The sequence below is a fragment of the Actibacterium ureilyticum genome (genome assembly GCF_002285435.1).
GTDB classification, from domain to species: Bacteria; Pseudomonadota; Alphaproteobacteria; order Rhodobacterales; family Rhodobacteraceae; genus Actibacterium_C; species Actibacterium_C ureilyticum.
Map to the genome: position 1 here is coordinate 305,591 of NZ_NSBT01000018.1, position 15,216 is coordinate 320,806.

Annotated in this window: 11 protein-coding genes; 2 read left to right on the forward strand and 9 right to left on the reverse strand. The window is 61.1% G+C overall.

Annotation, left to right across the window (positions count from 1 at the left end):
- Positions 1–20: 20 nt before the first annotated feature.
- The 5 genes from CLM60_RS04385 to CLM60_RS04405 form a co-directional block, all read right to left on the reverse strand.
- Positions 21–938: a NotI family restriction endonuclease gene (locus CLM60_RS04385; protein ID WP_095587935.1), complete on the reverse strand. Its 918-nt coding sequence runs from the start codon at positions 936–938 to the stop codon at positions 21–23.
- A 3-nt stretch (positions 939–941) separates the two neighbouring features.
- On the reverse strand, positions 942–2,153 hold the full coding sequence (locus tag CLM60_RS04390; RefSeq protein ID WP_095587936.1) for a DNA cytosine methyltransferase: 1,212 nt from the start codon (positions 2,151–2,153) through the stop codon (positions 942–944).
- A gap of 111 nt (positions 2,154–2,264) precedes the next feature.
- Complete coding sequence (locus CLM60_RS04395; protein WP_141246460.1) at positions 2,265–2,918, reverse strand: hypothetical protein; 654 nt, start codon at positions 2,916–2,918, stop codon at positions 2,265–2,267.
- Positions 2,915–4,321, reverse strand: a complete 1,407-nt coding sequence (locus tag CLM60_RS04400) for a plasmid recombination protein (RefSeq protein ID WP_141246461.1) — start codon at positions 4,319–4,321, stop codon at positions 2,915–2,917. Before CLM60_RS04400 ends, CLM60_RS04395 begins: the two co-directional genes overlap by 4 nt.
- A 237-nt stretch (positions 4,322–4,558) precedes the next feature.
- Positions 4,559–5,659, reverse strand: coding sequence for a helix-turn-helix domain-containing protein (locus CLM60_RS04405; RefSeq protein ID WP_095587939.1), 1,101 nt, complete (start codon positions 5,657–5,659; stop codon positions 4,559–4,561).
- A 536-nt stretch (positions 5,660–6,195) separates the two neighbouring features.
- Here CLM60_RS04405 and CLM60_RS04410 point away from each other — a divergent pair.
- Positions 6,196–7,794 (forward strand): ArnT family glycosyltransferase, encoded by a 1,599-nt coding sequence (locus CLM60_RS04410; RefSeq protein WP_176473783.1) that lies wholly within the window; start codon positions 6,196–6,198, stop codon positions 7,792–7,794.
- 17 nt (positions 7,795–7,811) lie between these two features.
- Here CLM60_RS04410 and CLM60_RS04415 read toward each other — a convergent pair whose 3' ends face one another.
- Positions 7,812–9,083: a hypothetical protein gene (locus CLM60_RS04415; RefSeq protein ID WP_095587941.1), complete on the reverse strand. Its 1,272-nt coding sequence runs from the start codon at positions 9,081–9,083 to the stop codon at positions 7,812–7,814.
- Positions 9,080–9,823, reverse strand: coding sequence for a hypothetical protein (locus tag CLM60_RS04420; RefSeq protein ID WP_095587942.1), 744 nt, complete (start codon positions 9,821–9,823; stop codon positions 9,080–9,082). Before CLM60_RS04420 ends, CLM60_RS04415 begins: the two co-directional genes overlap by 4 nt.
- Before the next feature lie 342 nt (positions 9,824–10,165).
- Here CLM60_RS04420 and adh point away from each other — a divergent pair, with 342 nt between their 5' ends.
- The gene (gene adh / locus CLM60_RS04425; RefSeq protein WP_095587943.1) at positions 10,166–11,686 is read left to right on the forward strand and encodes an aldehyde dehydrogenase; all 1,521 of its coding nucleotides are present in this window, start codon (positions 10,166–10,168) and stop codon (positions 11,684–11,686) included.
- Positions 11,687–11,830: 144 nt separating this feature from the next.
- Here adh and CLM60_RS04430 read toward each other — a convergent pair whose 3' ends face one another.
- Together CLM60_RS04430 and CLM60_RS04435 are read right to left on the reverse strand one after the other, a co-directional pair.
- Positions 11,831–14,062: a hybrid sensor histidine kinase/response regulator gene (locus tag CLM60_RS04430; protein ID WP_095587944.1), complete on the reverse strand. Its 2,232-nt coding sequence runs from the start codon at positions 14,060–14,062 to the stop codon at positions 11,831–11,833.
- The gene (locus CLM60_RS04435) at positions 14,055–15,197 is read right to left on the reverse strand and encodes an FIST N-terminal domain-containing protein (protein ID WP_176473784.1); all 1,143 of its coding nucleotides are present in this window, start codon (positions 15,195–15,197) and stop codon (positions 14,055–14,057) included. The genes CLM60_RS04430 and CLM60_RS04435 overlap by 8 nt, the downstream gene beginning before the upstream one ends.
- Between the last annotated feature and the right edge of the window lie 19 nt (positions 15,198–15,216).

Here is a 15,216-nt window from a genome sequence, read left to right on the forward strand (position 1 = left end):
CGTGGCAGTATAGACGGGCGTTACTCGCTGGTAGCGCTCCCGAGCGCCCGCAGGATCGCGTCGCGGTAGACGTTCTCTACAGGCAGCGTCACATTGTTAAAGGCTTCCTGTACCTTGTAGACCGTAGTTGAATGATTGAGCGTGTTTTTCAGCGGAACCAAACTTTCGGGGGCAGGCTTGTCCGGCATGTCATAGTCGTACACTGCGAAGGTGATCGACGCGGGCTGAAGCGCATATCGGATCAGGCCTTCCTGACCACCCAGCCGTTCCATGATCCGTTCGAAAACCGGCGCAGGACACACAAAGAACAGGCCACTGCGGCACAGTTCCTCACGTTGCAGAATCTGCCCTTTATAAATCAACTGCGGCAGGATGCGTTTGGCGACATTTTCCCAGTTCAGCCCGGCCGTTGTTTTCTCAATCGAGCGATCCGCCTTGAGTGCATCATAGCCTGGACGATATGTGCCGGTCGTATCAATCGTCTGCACCTCAACCGCCACAAACTCGATCAATTCGCCTTGGTTGCTGAGTTTTGCCAGCACCCAATCGACAAAGTAGCCGCCCTTTTTCGACTTTTGCGGCAGGCGGAGTTCGCCTCCCCAGCCCTTGCCGAAAACGGCCACACATTCTTCCTGATGATCAATGGAGTGCTTTACGGCATCGCGCCCCGCAACCAACTTTAGGTTGGAACCAAATACGCGGTCGGCAATATCGGACAAAATTCGGTAGTCGTCGGCATATAGGCGGATCGGACAGCAGATCACCGGCTCGCTCGTGATAGGTTTGATCGCGCAAACGCCCGACACCACCCCATCGTTAAAGCTTTTCTGACAGGTGTCCCCGCTGATTGGGCAGGTTTCCGTATCCGCAGCACGCTTCGCAACGTCGGACGTATCATCGGCACGATACCCAAAGAACTCGAAAATTGTTGCGGCCATTTGTTACGAAACCTTCCGCGCGCGTCCACGCAATTCCTCAAGGACACCACGGATCGACCGCCCAATCGCAGCGGCCAATAGCGACGGAACAGCATTTCCAACCTGCTCGTACTGTTCGACGCGCGAACCAACGAAGCGGTAGGTATCTGGGAAAGTCTGAATCCGCGCCGCCTCTCTGACAGTGAAGCAACGATCTTGCTCATAGTGGAAATAGGCGCCCCAATGAGGATCACATTTCGTCAGAATGGTCGATGCAAGGCCATCTGGCGCAACCCGACCGTATCGCTTGGTATGATCAGAACGGCGCGCCCGTTTCATGCCTTTCGGCAGCAGATCCTCGGGGATGTCTGTCCAGTTTCCCCCAGGCGGGATGAACGACATGCGCTTGATGTTGATTTCTCCAAGGCGCGGGGCCTCGTGGTTCAGGACACCTTTACTCCCGTTTCTCATGGCAGCCTGAAAATCATTCTGCGCCTTGGTCTTGTAGTCTTTGCGTTTCGCCCCGGTTTCCCCGTTCAAGAGAACGGGAAGATCATCAATCGCATCACGAACACTCACGAAAGAGGGCAGTTCCAGGTTGGTTGGAAGAGCCACGATGTTCTTGCCCTCGAAGTTCGAGGTGAAATTCACCCGGAGAGGCGCATTGCGAACGGGTTCGGGGAAGGCGCTAAGAGGATCTGCCTCATCCCCACGGATGCCGATGATCACAGTCCGCCACCGGGTTTGCGGCACGCCGAAATGCGGCGCGTAGAGGATTTTCACATCCGCTCTGTATCCGTGCTGACCCAATGCCTGCAAGATTGCCTGCAAGGTGCCTCCACCTTCGAACGAGACAAGACCGGGGACATTTTCGATCAGGACCGCCTTTGGCTCAAACTCATCGACAAAGCGCAAGAATTCGAGAAAGAGGCTGTTCCGTTCATCGTCCAACGACCGTTTGGGCGCGTTGATCGAGAAGCCCTGACAGGGCGGGCCACCGGCCACAAGATCCAGCTCCCCCTTTTGCAGCCCCAACCGACGACGTACATCACCAGCATCAACTAAGCGAATATCTCTCGACTCAACGATGGTCTCAGGATGGTTCAGAGCATAAGTCTCGGCGTGACGTGCTACGATTTCGTTTGCATACAAAGACTTGAAGCCCGAAACGCGCAGCCCTTCAGAAAGCCCACCGGCACCTGAAAACAAGTCGATAGATGTAAATTGAGCTGCCAAGACGCCTCTCCTCTTTTTGCGAAGGCTCTATCATGCTTAGCGATAGCATGAAAGAATCAACAATGTCTTCCCTGTTTGTTCTCTTGTGGAGACCATGCGCTACCAGGGTATTCAATTTCTCACCACCCGAAACATCCGCCCGTTGTAGCGGGCGAGATCCGACAGGCCGGGGGCGCTCCAGCGCGTGATGGTTTCGCCCTGTGGCACCACGATCACCACGCGGTTGCGGTAGGGGATCAGATCGAACCCGATTTTCTGGCGCAGCTCTGCAAAATGTTCCAGATCGGCGCGTGCTGCATCGCGGTCGGCACCAAGCTGCGCCAAATCGGCCCCCATCGTTTCGATCTCGGCGGTCAGCACGGCCTCACGGCTTGCCAGCCGATCTGCAAGAGCCTGCAAAGCAGCTTCGCCTTCGGCCCGTGCCTGGGCAATCTCCTGGGTGTTCTCGGCTCGGATACGAGCGGCCTCGGTTCGTGCTTCATTGACCATGCGGCTGGCGACAGCCCCGGTGAGTGCCAGAACCAAAGCCGCGATGAGGGCGACCAAAACCACAGCAACTGTCACCCGGCGGCGAAGGGCCGCGATCCTTCGGCTATCGGCTTCGACAGCCTCCGACAGGGTTTGCCGGGTGGCGTCCAGTTCCGCGAGTTTGCTCTGGGCCTCGGCCAACCCCTCCCTCAACTGCGCAAAATCATCCACAGCCGTGGTGCGGGCTTCAGCTTTTTGTCGCCGTATTTTTGCAAGACGTGCATCAAGTTCATTCATGGCTGGCGACCGGGCTGTCGGTCTAGCGCCGCCTTCACAGGCTCTGCAATCTGTTCGGAGACTGCCGCTCTTTCCGTGGCCGACAGCCGTTCCGAGAGCAGCGTCCAAGCATCGTGTAGAACCTTCATCGTGTCTTTGACCAACTCGATCAGGTCGAGCTTTTTCGCCCGCTCCCGAAGATCGTCATCCCGGATGATCCAAATTCTCGAATCGTCGGGGCGCGGACGCACCGAACCATCGAGCACCCCAAGAAACAACTCCAGAACAACGTGCGCGGCCTCTTTCGCTGTATTGCGCAGCGCGTCAGCCCGATCCTGGTGGAGCTGCGCCTGTGCATCCCGCAAGCGGCGGGCTTCCTGTTCGGCCTGCTGCCGGGCGCGGTGAAGGTCGGCGTGTTCCGCTTCGCGCTGTTGCCGATGCAGAGCCTCAAGCTCCTCCTGCTTTTGGTCAAGCTGCTGCTGAATACGCGTTTCGGCATTCTGGGCATCCCGCGCAGCCTGCTCGCGCAGACGCTTAGCCTCTGCACGATCCGCTTCCGCCTCTTCCAGCGCCTGATCCGCCAGGTCGAGTTTTTCCACGATCTCCTCGGCCTTGGCGGCCAGTGACCGCTCCAGACCATCTTCCGCGTCAACGACATCTTCCAGCCGCCCGTCGATTTCCTGGCTGATCTGGGCCGTCAGCTTTGCTGCGTCCTTCCGCGCCTTCCATTGCTGGCGGCTGAGGCGTTCGCGCTTTGGGCCAGTTCGAGTCAGGCCACAGGCCAGACTGACATGCTCATAGTAGTGGTCCTGCAATTCACGCGCCTTCGTGCGATAGGCTGCGTTGCCGAGCTTCAGAGCGGCCTTGTCATCATGACCGGCGGCACGGGCAACCTCCATCGCCTCCTCTTTGGCCTGCCACGCCGGATTGAGTTGGCGTGCGGAACAGGTCGGGTCATCCAACGGCAATATGTAAGCGTGGATGTGCGGGTGCTTTTCGTCCCAATGCTCGATGACGGACACCAGCTTGTCGCCGAACTGCGCCTTGAGCCAGGCAAGGTTATGGTCGCGCCAGCGTTCGTAATCAGCGCGGGCGTCGGGTTTCGTGTTCACAAGATCGGTCGGCAAGGGATGCGATGCGACAGCCGTCAGCAAAGTGTGCCGGTCCTTGCGGATACCCCGCCGCGCCGTCCGGCCATCCTTCAGGGTGACTTCGACGCCGCCAGCGGCGACCATCTCGTCATGCAGCTTGCGGACCTCATCAGCGCTCACGCCATAGACGAGAGACGGCGGGCGAGGATCGGCAACATGCTTGCTGTATTCAGGTGCGCGGGAGGCCTCTGCGAGCACCTGTTCAACAGACTGCCCGCCCTCATTGGCTTTGCGCGAATAGGACTGGAGGTGCATAAACTGGGGACCAGACATCACAGCCCCCCAGTTTGAAAAGAAACACAATATGGACCGACTATTATGTTGCAAGCAACATGTCGGCCAGGGCGCTGCACCCCTGAACCCAGCCAGGCGGCTGCGCCGCCGGTCCCAACGGGACCGAAGCCGACAGCGGCGGCTGCAACCTCAACCCGCACCAGCCGTGTGGTGGGCGCGCGGGTTGAGGTTGCAAAGGGGGCTTCGTGTGAAAGGGGAACCCGTGCAAGCGACGTATCAAGCGTCATTTCTCTGCCCACCTACATTGCCGATCAGTTCCCCGAGCAGGCTGTCGATGACAGCGCCCTGACGCGCTTCTGATCGTGCCATGCCGATGAACGCGGCAGCGGCATCCCGAACCCGATAACCATCGAGCCGCTCAGAGTTGCGATCCGCGATCATGAGGCACAGCGCTGTCCGTTCCTCTCCCAACATTCCGCATTGTCGCTGCCAGACACCGGACCTTATTCCGAGCTGATCGGCCCGATCCCTTGCGGCCATCTGGATTGTTCGCCAACTCAGCGGACCGCGCTTGTCCAACGCGTTCCAGTACACTTCGATCAGTTCCTGGAGCGGCTTGCTGGCCAGCAACGCCACCTGGGCGGGCGTTGTACGGACGGGCTGAGCGTCACGCCGTTTCTCAGCCCTACAGGTTTTGTTGATATTTTCTTTACTTGTATTGAGTGCGGGTGAAATGTCGCACTGGTGGGACTTTTCACCCCTACTGACTTCCGCAGAAAAATCCTCCCAGACCGCCTCCAGCGCTTCGGCGACCTGCTTCAGGCGTTCGAAGCTTTGGATGGTCGAAGGACGGCGATTGGGTAGAATATCCTCTGCGGCCTCTGTCGCAACATCGAGGCACAGCCTGCGAATGTCGCCGAACAGCTTCCTGATCCGGGCGCGCAGCCGTTCGGCCTCCTCCTCTTCAAAGGTCGCCATTCGAGCCGCCGCCTGAATCTCGGCGGCACGCGCAATCAGGGGTGCGAGGTTGATCCCGAATTCGTGACCGATCCTGCCACCTCTTCGGTAACCGCCACGGCGGCTATGGTCAGAGGCTGATTTCGCCAGAAAGCCCTGCTCGATTAAACTACCTTCGATCCGCGCAACCTGCCGCCGGTCAAGCCCGGCCTGCGATGCGGTTTTCGTTACCGAGGTCCAGAAACCGCAAATCCGGCCAGCAACGTAATCTTCATCCATTGTGTTGGAGATCGCGACTTCCAGATAGGAGACGGCCCCGTTGCTGAGACCCAGCTGACGCCGTGCCTTTTTGATCAGCCCGAAGAACTGCCAGCGCGTCATACCATCCGGCAAACCGCCATGTGTGAGGTGCTGCGTCATGACTGCACCTCCGATCCGGAGCTTGCGGGATTCCGGAGTTTCTGGTAGTCAGGAAGGGCAATGAACTTTTGTTTGTCGTCGGACAGGGCTGCAACCCTTCCGGCGACTTTCTTTTTGGGCGGTGTGCCCCTGGAAAAGTTGGAACCGTTCCTTGTAAGCCATTGATTCCTTATGACGGCACTATTTGGAACTTTTCTTGGTAAGCTGCTGAAATTTCTTGGTTCACCCCGTTCTGCCGGGGTCACCAGCATCGTCTTTGCAGGATCGGACGGCGTTCGCGAATCGCTGATGACGTGCGGTGCGAATAAACCCGAAGTTGCATTTTATTTACGAGATGAATTTTAACGCGTGAATGAATAATTCACCGTGTCGCCTGAAATCTGTCTGTTTCTGGGCGGCCTTTGAAGGGCGTATCGTATAGAGGGCTGGCTGGGTCGCGATTTGCGCCTGCCTGTGGTATGCTAATTCTGAAGCCTGTATTTTATATTATTTTCAGTCTGTTGAAGATTATTGGTGGGGCGGTGCGTGGTCATGTGATGCGCGTCGGATTTGCGATGTATTACGAGAATGACACCCTGAATCCTGATTGCGCATTAAGGATTTCACCTCGAACCGCGCTTTTGGCCATTCCATTGGCGATCCTGGTCCTTCTGGGATGTGATGGCGCGCTGCATTGGGACGAGCCGGGGTATCTCTATGCCGCGATTTATCAGGATTTCGGTGAAATTCTGCGGGGCGAGGTTCAGCCGTCGGAGCTGTCATGGTTCACGCTGGGCAAGCCGCTGCATCTGCTGATCATTCATGCGATCCATCAACTGACCGGGGATCCGACCGTCACCGCGTTCGTGGTGGCGGGGCTTTACACGCTGTTGATGCTGGGCAGTCTGGTGCTGTGCGGGATTATCGTCTGCACCGTGATGCCGGACCGGCGGGCGTTTGTGCTGGCGGGGGTCGTGATCGCGGCGTTCAGCCCGGTTGTGGCCGACCTGATGTTCAAGACCCTGCCCGAGATACCGGCCTTTTTCTGCGCCTGTCTTGGCAGTCTGGCGATCCTCCGCGCTGCGGGCGGTCGGTCATGGATCTGGGCCGTTCTGGGCGCGTTCGCGCTGGCAATGACGGCGCTGACCAAGGCGCCGATGCTGATCGCGCCGGTGTCGCTGGTGATTGCCCATCTGTGCGTGCCGGTCGGGCCCGTTCCGCGCGGCAGACTGTTGCTGTCAGGCGTGGTCATCGGGGCCCTAAGCGGGGCGCTTGCGCTGGGGGTGATCCAGGGTTTGGGCATCGGGCTGGACCGGTTTCTGGGAAATGACACCCTGTTCGCGAAAGAGGTGCCGCTGATTGCCAAGCTGATGCATTTCGCCATCGCATTCGGGTTCGTCTGGCTGGTGCTGCCGCTTTCGATGGGGTCCGCGCGGCGGCGCGGGCTGGCGTTTCTGTGGATGTGGTTCGTGCTGGCGACCGCGCCGTTTCTGGTGCTGTTCCAACATGTCGAGCCGCGCTATCTGGTGGGCAGCGTGCTGCCGCTTGCGGGTCTGGCCACCCTGTCGGCCGAGGTTGTCTGGACGAAGCTTGCCAACCGGGCCATTCCCGTCCTGGCGCTGGGATTTGTCCTTGGGCTGGGCCTGCACAAGCTGGCGCTGGCGGTGATGCCGCATGAGGTGAATGTCTTCGACCTGCGCCGGTTGGTGGCCAAGATCGAGGCGCATAGCGTCGATGACGACTACGCCATCGTGACATCGTCGCTATACACCGATTTTCACATCCTGCGCGTGCTGTGGCCAGAGCTGGACGTGTACGACGCCGATGGCACGCTGCACGTGGTGTCGCGCAGCGGCCAGGCGCCAGAGGAGCTTGCCGATGCCTATCTGGACGGGCGCGAGGTCGCGTCGGCCCGCGCGCTTTCGCAGATACCGCAGCCGGTCTATTATTTCGGGTTCGAGCGGACCTTTGCGCTGGAAAACATGGCCTTGATCCTTGGGACGATCAGTGCCGGGCTTGGCGATAAGCTGCGGAGCAGTTTCGATCACAAAAGCCACCTGCGCAGCACCTGGGTCTGGCAGCGCGAGCAGATCGAGTTGCAGCGGATCGGGCGCGCGGGGCATTACCGCGCCTTTCACGTCGCGATACCGGATTGAGCGCGGGGCACCGCCCCTCAGATCAGGCCGCGCATGAAGGCCGCCCGCCGCCACCCGCGCAGCGTATCCCCGCCATAGGGGCGTTCCAGCAGGATACGCTGCAACGCCTCGGCATCATCGGGGGGGATCTGCTGGGTGATCGCCTGGACATCCTGGATCGCAAACATCCCGCGATAAAGCCCGTCAAGCTTGACGATCGGCAGGCCCATCTGCAGCAGGGTCGCGGCGTTCTGGTGGATCTGGCTGCCGGACATGTAAACCTCGGTCAGTTGGGCGATCACCTCTTTGCGCAGGATCGCCGGATCGAAGCTTTCGCCCTTGCGCATGTTGGCGCGGACGACCCGGGTGATCCCGGCCATGTCGCCCGCCGCGATGCGGTCGGACAGCTCTGGCTGGTCCAGGCGGATGGTGGTGTTCTGCGGCAGATCCGTGCCGCGCAGCAGATAGGAGTCCCGCAGCGCCGCGACGACTTCCTGCGCCGAAAACCGCTGCCACCCGGTCAGGGGCGAATGGCGGGCGTTGCGGATGGCAACATCGATCAACCCGTCATCCTGTTGCAGGCGGGTCAGGAAGGCGCTGGTGCCATAAAGGGTCTGGAACTCGGACGGGGCCGACACGCAGGCCTTCAGGGTTTTCGACAACATCTGTTCGCCCTTCAGGATCACCCGGGGGCGCACATCGGAATTGCGATACCCTTGCCAATAGGCGCGAAACCTGGGATGGGTCAGCACCGCCTGCGACAGCGCGATGCAGAACGACCCAAGGTGATGGATGATCTCGTAATTCTCGGTGCTGCCCAGAACCTCGACCTCGGACTCCATCATCTGCGCGACAAAGCCGTCGATCCGGTCGGACACACAAAAAACGCTGTCATTGATCATCAGAAGCCGCGGACAGGCCGTGTCCCAGCCGCGCTGAAAGATCAGCTGGAACCCCTGTTTATAGCTGCCGAAATCGCGGCCGAAATTGAACCGTTCGACATAGCAGTCGCAGCAGGCGCGCAGGTCGTCGGGATCGTCCAGCCGCAGCGTGTTGACCGCCAGCACGTAGCAGCCCCGCGCCCTGAGCGCCTGCATCAGGACACGGCTGTCGGGGCGCAGGCGGCCCTTTTGATAGAGCGCGACAAGGGCGATCGGCCGCCCGTCATGCGCGCTTTCGAAATGGATCGTCGGAGCTTTGCCAGCGGCGCGCACCCGGCGGATCAGCGATTGCAGCGACAGGACGGTATAAAGGAACGGATAGGACAGCCGGGTGACAAGCGCATTGAGCAGCTGGTTGAGGGTGTTCACGCCGCGATCTCCTGTCGGGGTTGGGCCGGGCGAAAGCGGGCGTTTGCCACGGCCCAAAGCGTTTCGTCGGCGCGGTTGCGGTCCATCAGGAACGTGCGCAGGGCGGGATGGTCGAAGATCGCGGGGTCGAAATGATACCGGCTTTGGTTGCGCGTGGCCGGATCGGCTGGCCGCCCGGGCAGAAACCGCGCCAGCCCCGCCCTGACATCGTCGGAAAAGACGACGGTGTCATAGGCGTCGAGTTCGTTCAGAAACGCGGTTTCGGCCAGCGCATAATGGCGCCCGATCACATGCCGCGCCTGACAGTTCAGAAACAGCCCGGCATAGGTTTCCAGATTGGCGATCACCGCTGCGGGATTGCTGTTGTCTGTGTTGCGCAGATGCAGGTGGATGTCGCGGATTTCGGGCGGATGACCCTGCAGAAAGGCGCGCCCGCGATGGCCGATCTCGATCAGCCAGTTATAGTGCGAGGCGACATGTGCCACCGGCGCGCGCAGCGCGGTGACAAAGCGCGCGGACACTCGCTGTTCGGCGAGCGCGGTCCGCAGAACGGGCAGGGGGACGTGACCGGCGACCCAGCGCGCACCCGACAGCGTATCGGCCAGGGCGGCACGATCGCGGATCAGCGCCTGGATGTGATCGCGCCCCGGTCCCAGCGTGGCAGCCAGCGCCGCGTTGATCGTCGTTCCGGCGGTCTTGGGCACATGCACATGGGCAATCAGCGGGGAATTCTGGGTCACATTCTGTTCCTGTCCGGCACGAGGACGAGTCGCCCTCCCTTTCATTTGTGAGAACAAAAGGTGAAAACCGTGTTAACCGATGTTGCAACTGCAGCATTTTCGGGCCTGCGGCGCGGGAGGCGCGCCGTTTCGGACCGGGGGCCGGGGGGGATTCGCCGCGCCCCATCGCGCGCGGTGCCGGAACCGACTCGCCGCTTTGGCAAAAGCCGCCGGATTTCAAGCATTTGCCGTTCACCGAACAGGCCTCGTGTCTGTTCGACCAAAGTCGGGGATGCGGAAACACCCGGGCAGGGTCATTGTCCTGTTATCTCTATTTTTGAGCCCAACTTGGAGGAGGATTTCATGAACGAGATGGCGCAAGCAGCGGGGACGTTTACCTCGCCGTTCAAGACACGCTACGACAACTATATCGGCGGCAAGTTCGTCCCGCCGGCATCCGGAAAATACTTTGAAAACATCACCCCGATCACCGGCGCGGTGGTGTGCGAAATCGCCCAGTCGGGCGCCGCAGACGTCGAGCTGGCGCTGGACGCCGCACATGCCGCGAAAGACGCATGGGGCAAGACCTCGCCGGCGGAACGCTCGAACATCCTGCTGAAGATCGCCGACCGTCTGGAAGAGAACCTGGAGCTGCTGGCAACGGCGGAAACCTGGGACAACGGCAAGCCGATCCGTGAAACCACCGCGGCCGACATTCCGCTGTCGATCGACCACTTCCGTTACTTCGCGGGCGTCCTGCGCAGCCAGGAAGGCACGATGTCGGAAATCGACGCGGATACCGTGGCCTATCACTTCCACGAGCCGCTGGGCGTTGTCGGCCAGATCATCCCGTGGAACTTCTCGATCCTGATGGCGGCCTGGAAACTGGCACCGGCACTGGCCGCGGGCAACTGCGTCGTGCTGAAACCGGCCGAACAGACCCCCGCCGCGATCATGGTCCTGGCCGAGGTGATCTCGGACCTGCTGCCCGACGGCGTTCTGAACATCGTCAACGGCTTTGGCCCCGATGTGGGCGGCCCGCTGGCCACCAGCCCGCGCATCGCCAAGATCGCGTTCACCGGTTCGACCGAAACCGGCCGCATCATCATGAAGGCTGCGACCGAGAACCTGATCCCGGTGACGCTGGAACTGGGCGGCAAAAGCCCGAACATCTTCTTCTCGGACGTGATGGCGCAGGACGACGCGTTCCTGGACAAGGCGATCGAAGGCTTCGTGCTGTTCGCCTTCAACCAGGGCGAGGTCTGCACCTGCCCCAGCCGCGCGCTGATCCAGGAAGACATCTATGAAGCGTTCATGGAGCGCGCCATCGAGCGTGTGAAGGCCATCAAGCAGGGCGACCCGCGCGAGATGGACACCATGGTCGGCGCACAGGCCAGCCGCGAGCAGCAGGACAAGATCATGTCCTATCTGAACATCGGCCGCGAAGAAGGCGCCGAGGTTCTGGTCGGTGGTGACGCCGCCCGCTTCAACGGCGACATCGCCAACGGCTTCTACATCCAGCCGACGGTTCTGAAAGGGCACAACAAGATGCGTGTGTTCCAGGAAGAGATCTTCGGCCCGGTCGTGTCGGTCACGACCTTCAAGGACGAGGCAGAGGCGCTGCAGATCGCAAACGACACCATGTACGGCCTGGGCGCCGGCGTGTGGTCGCGCGATGCCAACACCTGCTATCGCTTCGGCCGCGCGATCGAAGCCGGTCGTGTCTGGGTCAACAACTATCACGCCTATCCGGCGCATGCGGCCTTCGGTGGCTACAAGCAGTCGGGCATCGGCCGTGAAACTCACAAGATGATGCTGGACCACTATCAGCAGACCAAGAACATCCTGATGAGCTACAACCCGAACAAGCTGGGCTTCTTCTAAGAAGCCCCGCGAGATCCCAGAGCCGATCCTGATTATCAGGACACCGGCAGGCGCATCACTCCCATCATTGCGCCAGATTCAGGCGGCCGCGACATGCGGTCGCCTGAATACGTTTCAGGCCGTGTGATGGGGGTGAAAGGGGGGTTACTTGCTGCCCTTGGGGGCCAGAAGGCTGCCGATCAGTTCCCGCAGATCTTCGATATCCAGCGGCTTGTGGCGGATGAACACGCCGCGGCTGTGGGCCTCGCGCTCCAGCTGGATCGACCGGTCCGCGGTCAGCAGGATGGTCAGCAGCGGGCCATGGCGTTCCCGCAGGCTGTCGATCAGGTCCAGCCCGTTTTCATCGTCGTCCAGATGGTAATCCACCAGGAACACATCCGGCAGCAGGCCAAGCGCCTCGATTTGTGCCTCGGCATCGTCCAGTGACGAGGCGATGACCGGCGCGGCGCCCCAGATTTCCAGCATCCGCTCCATCGCCTCGCGCACGCGGGTATCGTTTTCGACCACCATGATCAGCGCGTTGCGCACGGAATTATGGGCACAAGGCTCGGCCTCGGCCAGGTCGGGCACCAGCTCTTCCTGCGCGGCATAGGGGGCCGAGACGCGGATTCTGGTACCCACGCCCGGCGTCGATTGCAGATCGAGCCCGTGCTCCAGCATGGTGCAGGCCCGTTCGACAATCGCCAGGCCCAGACCCATCGCGGATTCGGCGGTGTGCGAGGTATCGGCGCGGTGGAATTCCTTGAACACCTTGTCCTGTTCCTCGGGCGGGATGCCGATCCCGGTGTCGATCACCTGAATGTCGATGCCATCGGGCCGCCGCCGCGCCCCCACCAGCACCCGGCCGGTTTCGGTATAGCGGATCGCGTTCGACACCAGGTTCTGCAGGATGCGCCGCATATAGACCGGGTCCGACCGCACCCGCACCGTTGTCGGCACGATCTGCAGGTCCAGCCCCTTGGCGGCGGCCATCCCGGCGAATTCGGTCTGCAGCCTTTCAAAGATCTGGCCCAGCGAAAAGTCCGAGATGTTCAGCGCGACCTTGCCGGAATCCAGCTTCGAGATGTCCAGAAGCGCGCTGAGGATGGTTTCGACCGACTGAAAGCTTTGCGAAATGCGCGAGACCGTGGCGGATTGCTTTTCGTCCAGCGCGGTGTGTTCCAGCGACGAAATGAACAGCTTGGCCGCGTTCACCGGTTGCAACAGGTCGTGGCTGGCCGCCGCGACAAAGCGCGATTTCGACGCGTTGGCCCGTTCGGCGGAATCGCGGGCGGCGCGCAGCTCGTCCGTGCGTTCGATCACGCGCTGTTCCAGCGTTTCGTTCACCAGATGCAGATCTTCATAGGCCTGGCGCAGCTGGGTGATGTCGTGAAACGAGATCAGGAACGAGCCATCGGTCATCTCCTGGCCCAGAACCTCGTATTTGAAGCCGTTCGTCGCCTCGACCTCGGTGCGCAGAACGGCGCGGCCCGGGCCGGACGCGGCCCAGTCGTAAACCGCCAGCGGTGCGCAATCGCCGATGAACACGCGGCCCGATTGGAACAGCTGTTCGAACCGCGCTAGCCGCGTGCCCGCCGTGGCCAGCCGGCGGGGGATGTTCAGGATCTTGATCGCGGCGCTGTTCCATTCGACCAGCTTCTGGCTGGGATCGAAGATCAGCACGCCCTGTTCGATATGTTCCAGCGTCGTCTTCACGATCTTGGCCTGCCGGTCCAGCATCTTGGCGCGCTCTTCCCGCTCCAGCCGGGCGTGATCGGTGATGTCGGTCTGCAACACGATCGTGCCGCCATCGGCCATGCGCTGTTCGCTGACCTGCATCCAGCAATCGTCTTTCAGCTCCAGCGTGAAGTTGACCGAGTTCGTCTCGTGCACGGCCAGCCGCTGGCGGACCCATTCGTCGACGCCCATATCACCGGGGCGGACGATGTGGCTGCTTTCGGCGCAGGTCCGCAGATAGTCCTCGAACCGGGTGCCGCGCTGGATCTTGTCGACCACGTCGCGAAACATGATCGAAAAGCGCGAGTTCTTCATCACCAAAACGCCCTCCGCGTCGAAGATCGCGAAGCCTTCCTGAATGGTCTCGACCGCCGTGGCCAGGTTGCGGCGGGCGTTTTCGGCCTCTTGCTGGGCGGCGGCAAGCTGGGCGTTGGTGGCGTGCAGAACGTCCAGCGCCTCTTCCAGGTTGCGGGTGCGGTTCTGGACCTCTTCCTGCAACGCGATCGCGCTTTCGAAATGCACGAAGCCCTGGGCGTGATCGTTGGTGGCCTGTTCGACCCGCGCCATCAGCTTGCCGACAATGATCCGAAGCTTTTCGTTCTGACGCTCCAGGCTGTCGGTCTGATTGAGAAGTCCGTTTGTCGGCAGCGGGTCAGTCATGGCGTGGCGGATAGATCGCGATCCCGGTCAAGGTCTGGTTCACGTGCAGCATGTTATGCTGTTCGCCATAAGTCGAGAACCCGATCACCCGATGCTTGCGCAGCAGCGCCGACATGTTGTGAATTTCCTGTTTCTGATCCGCTTCCAGCCGCCGCAGGATGCAATCGCAGGCAAAGATAAGATCGGGCTCTTCGTGTTCCGACAGCCCTTCGAGGACGTTTTGCAGGTGCCCGCTGATATTCTTGGGATGCGCCACGGTCAGGACCATGCCCTCGTCTATGGCGCTGAAGAACCGCAGATCGTTGCCTTCGACGCGCTGGATCGCGCGCACATGGTGCTGATCGCCCACTGAAACGACAATGGGGTGCGACGCGAAGATGAACGGCGACAGCTGGTGCGGGTCGATGCCCACGATGCGGGCATATTCAGGCGCGGCGGGTTCGGCGTTGATCTCGGTCACCAGCCGTTCCTCGGGGCGGGCGCCGGTCACCACCAGCCGCTTGCCCGAGGGTTCGAAATGATCCTCGCGGAAGATCGTGAACCGGCAATTGCTGCGCGCCACCAGCAGGATCGCGGCATTTGTCCGGATACGCCCGTTATAGAAGACCGGCGCGCTTTCGAACCGCAGCCCATCGCCGGACGAACCGCCGAAAAGCTGCGTCGATCCCAGCGCGGTCGAGATCTTCAGGACCAGCGCGTCCTCGCGCCGTGACAGGCCATCGACCAGCAGAAAGGCGAATTCATTCTCGAACTCGGGGTTCTTGGCGTGGGCCTCGTGCCGCAGGCGCAGCACCTCGCGCGCGGTTTCCGTGTCGTCGGGGCCGTTCAGCTGTTCGAAAAGCTGCGCGCTGGCCGAGAAATAGGACCGGGGAAAGCCCAGGGCGACGATGTGATTCTCGCTATAGCCGGTGTCACAGATCTCGCCCGCGGTGCGGGCGCCAAGGATGTGTTCGACGTCCAGCCGGTCCTGCAGGATGCGCGTCAGCGGCTCGATCTCGCAGACCGGGGGCAGCAAGACGATGACAAAGGCATATTCGGTACCCGCCAGCGCATCGACAAGCGCTTCCGACGGGTCGGGCGCATCGTCCAAGTTCACGCAGACAGCCGTAACAATGCCGGATCGGTCAATGCCCACCCAGGTCTCCTCCTCCCCA

Excerpts from the sequence above, each read along its gene's own strand:
- CLM60_RS04385 (WP_095587935.1), bottom strand. The coding sequence starts at position 938 with ATGGCCGCAACAATTTTCGAGTTCTTTGGGTATCGTGCCGATGATACG.
- CLM60_RS04395 (WP_141246460.1), bottom strand. The coding sequence starts at position 2,918 with ATGAATGAACTTGATGCACGTCTTGCAAAAATACGGCGACAAAAAGCT.
- CLM60_RS04400 (WP_141246461.1), bottom strand. The coding sequence starts at position 4,321 with ATGTCTGGTCCCCAGTTTATGCACCTCCAGTCCTATTCGCGCAAAGCC.
- CLM60_RS04405 (WP_095587939.1), bottom strand. The coding sequence starts at position 5,659 with ATGACGCAGCACCTCACACATGGCGGTTTGCCGGATGGTATGACGCGC.
- CLM60_RS04410 (WP_176473783.1), top strand. The coding sequence starts at position 6,196 with ATGCGCGTCGGATTTGCGATGTATTACGAGAATGACACCCTGAATCCT.
- adh (WP_095587943.1), top strand. The coding sequence starts at position 10,166 with ATGAACGAGATGGCGCAAGCAGCGGGGACGTTTACCTCGCCGTTCAAG.
- CLM60_RS04430 (WP_095587944.1), bottom strand. The coding sequence starts at position 14,062 with ATGACTGACCCGCTGCCGACAAACGGACTTCTCAATCAGACCGACAGC.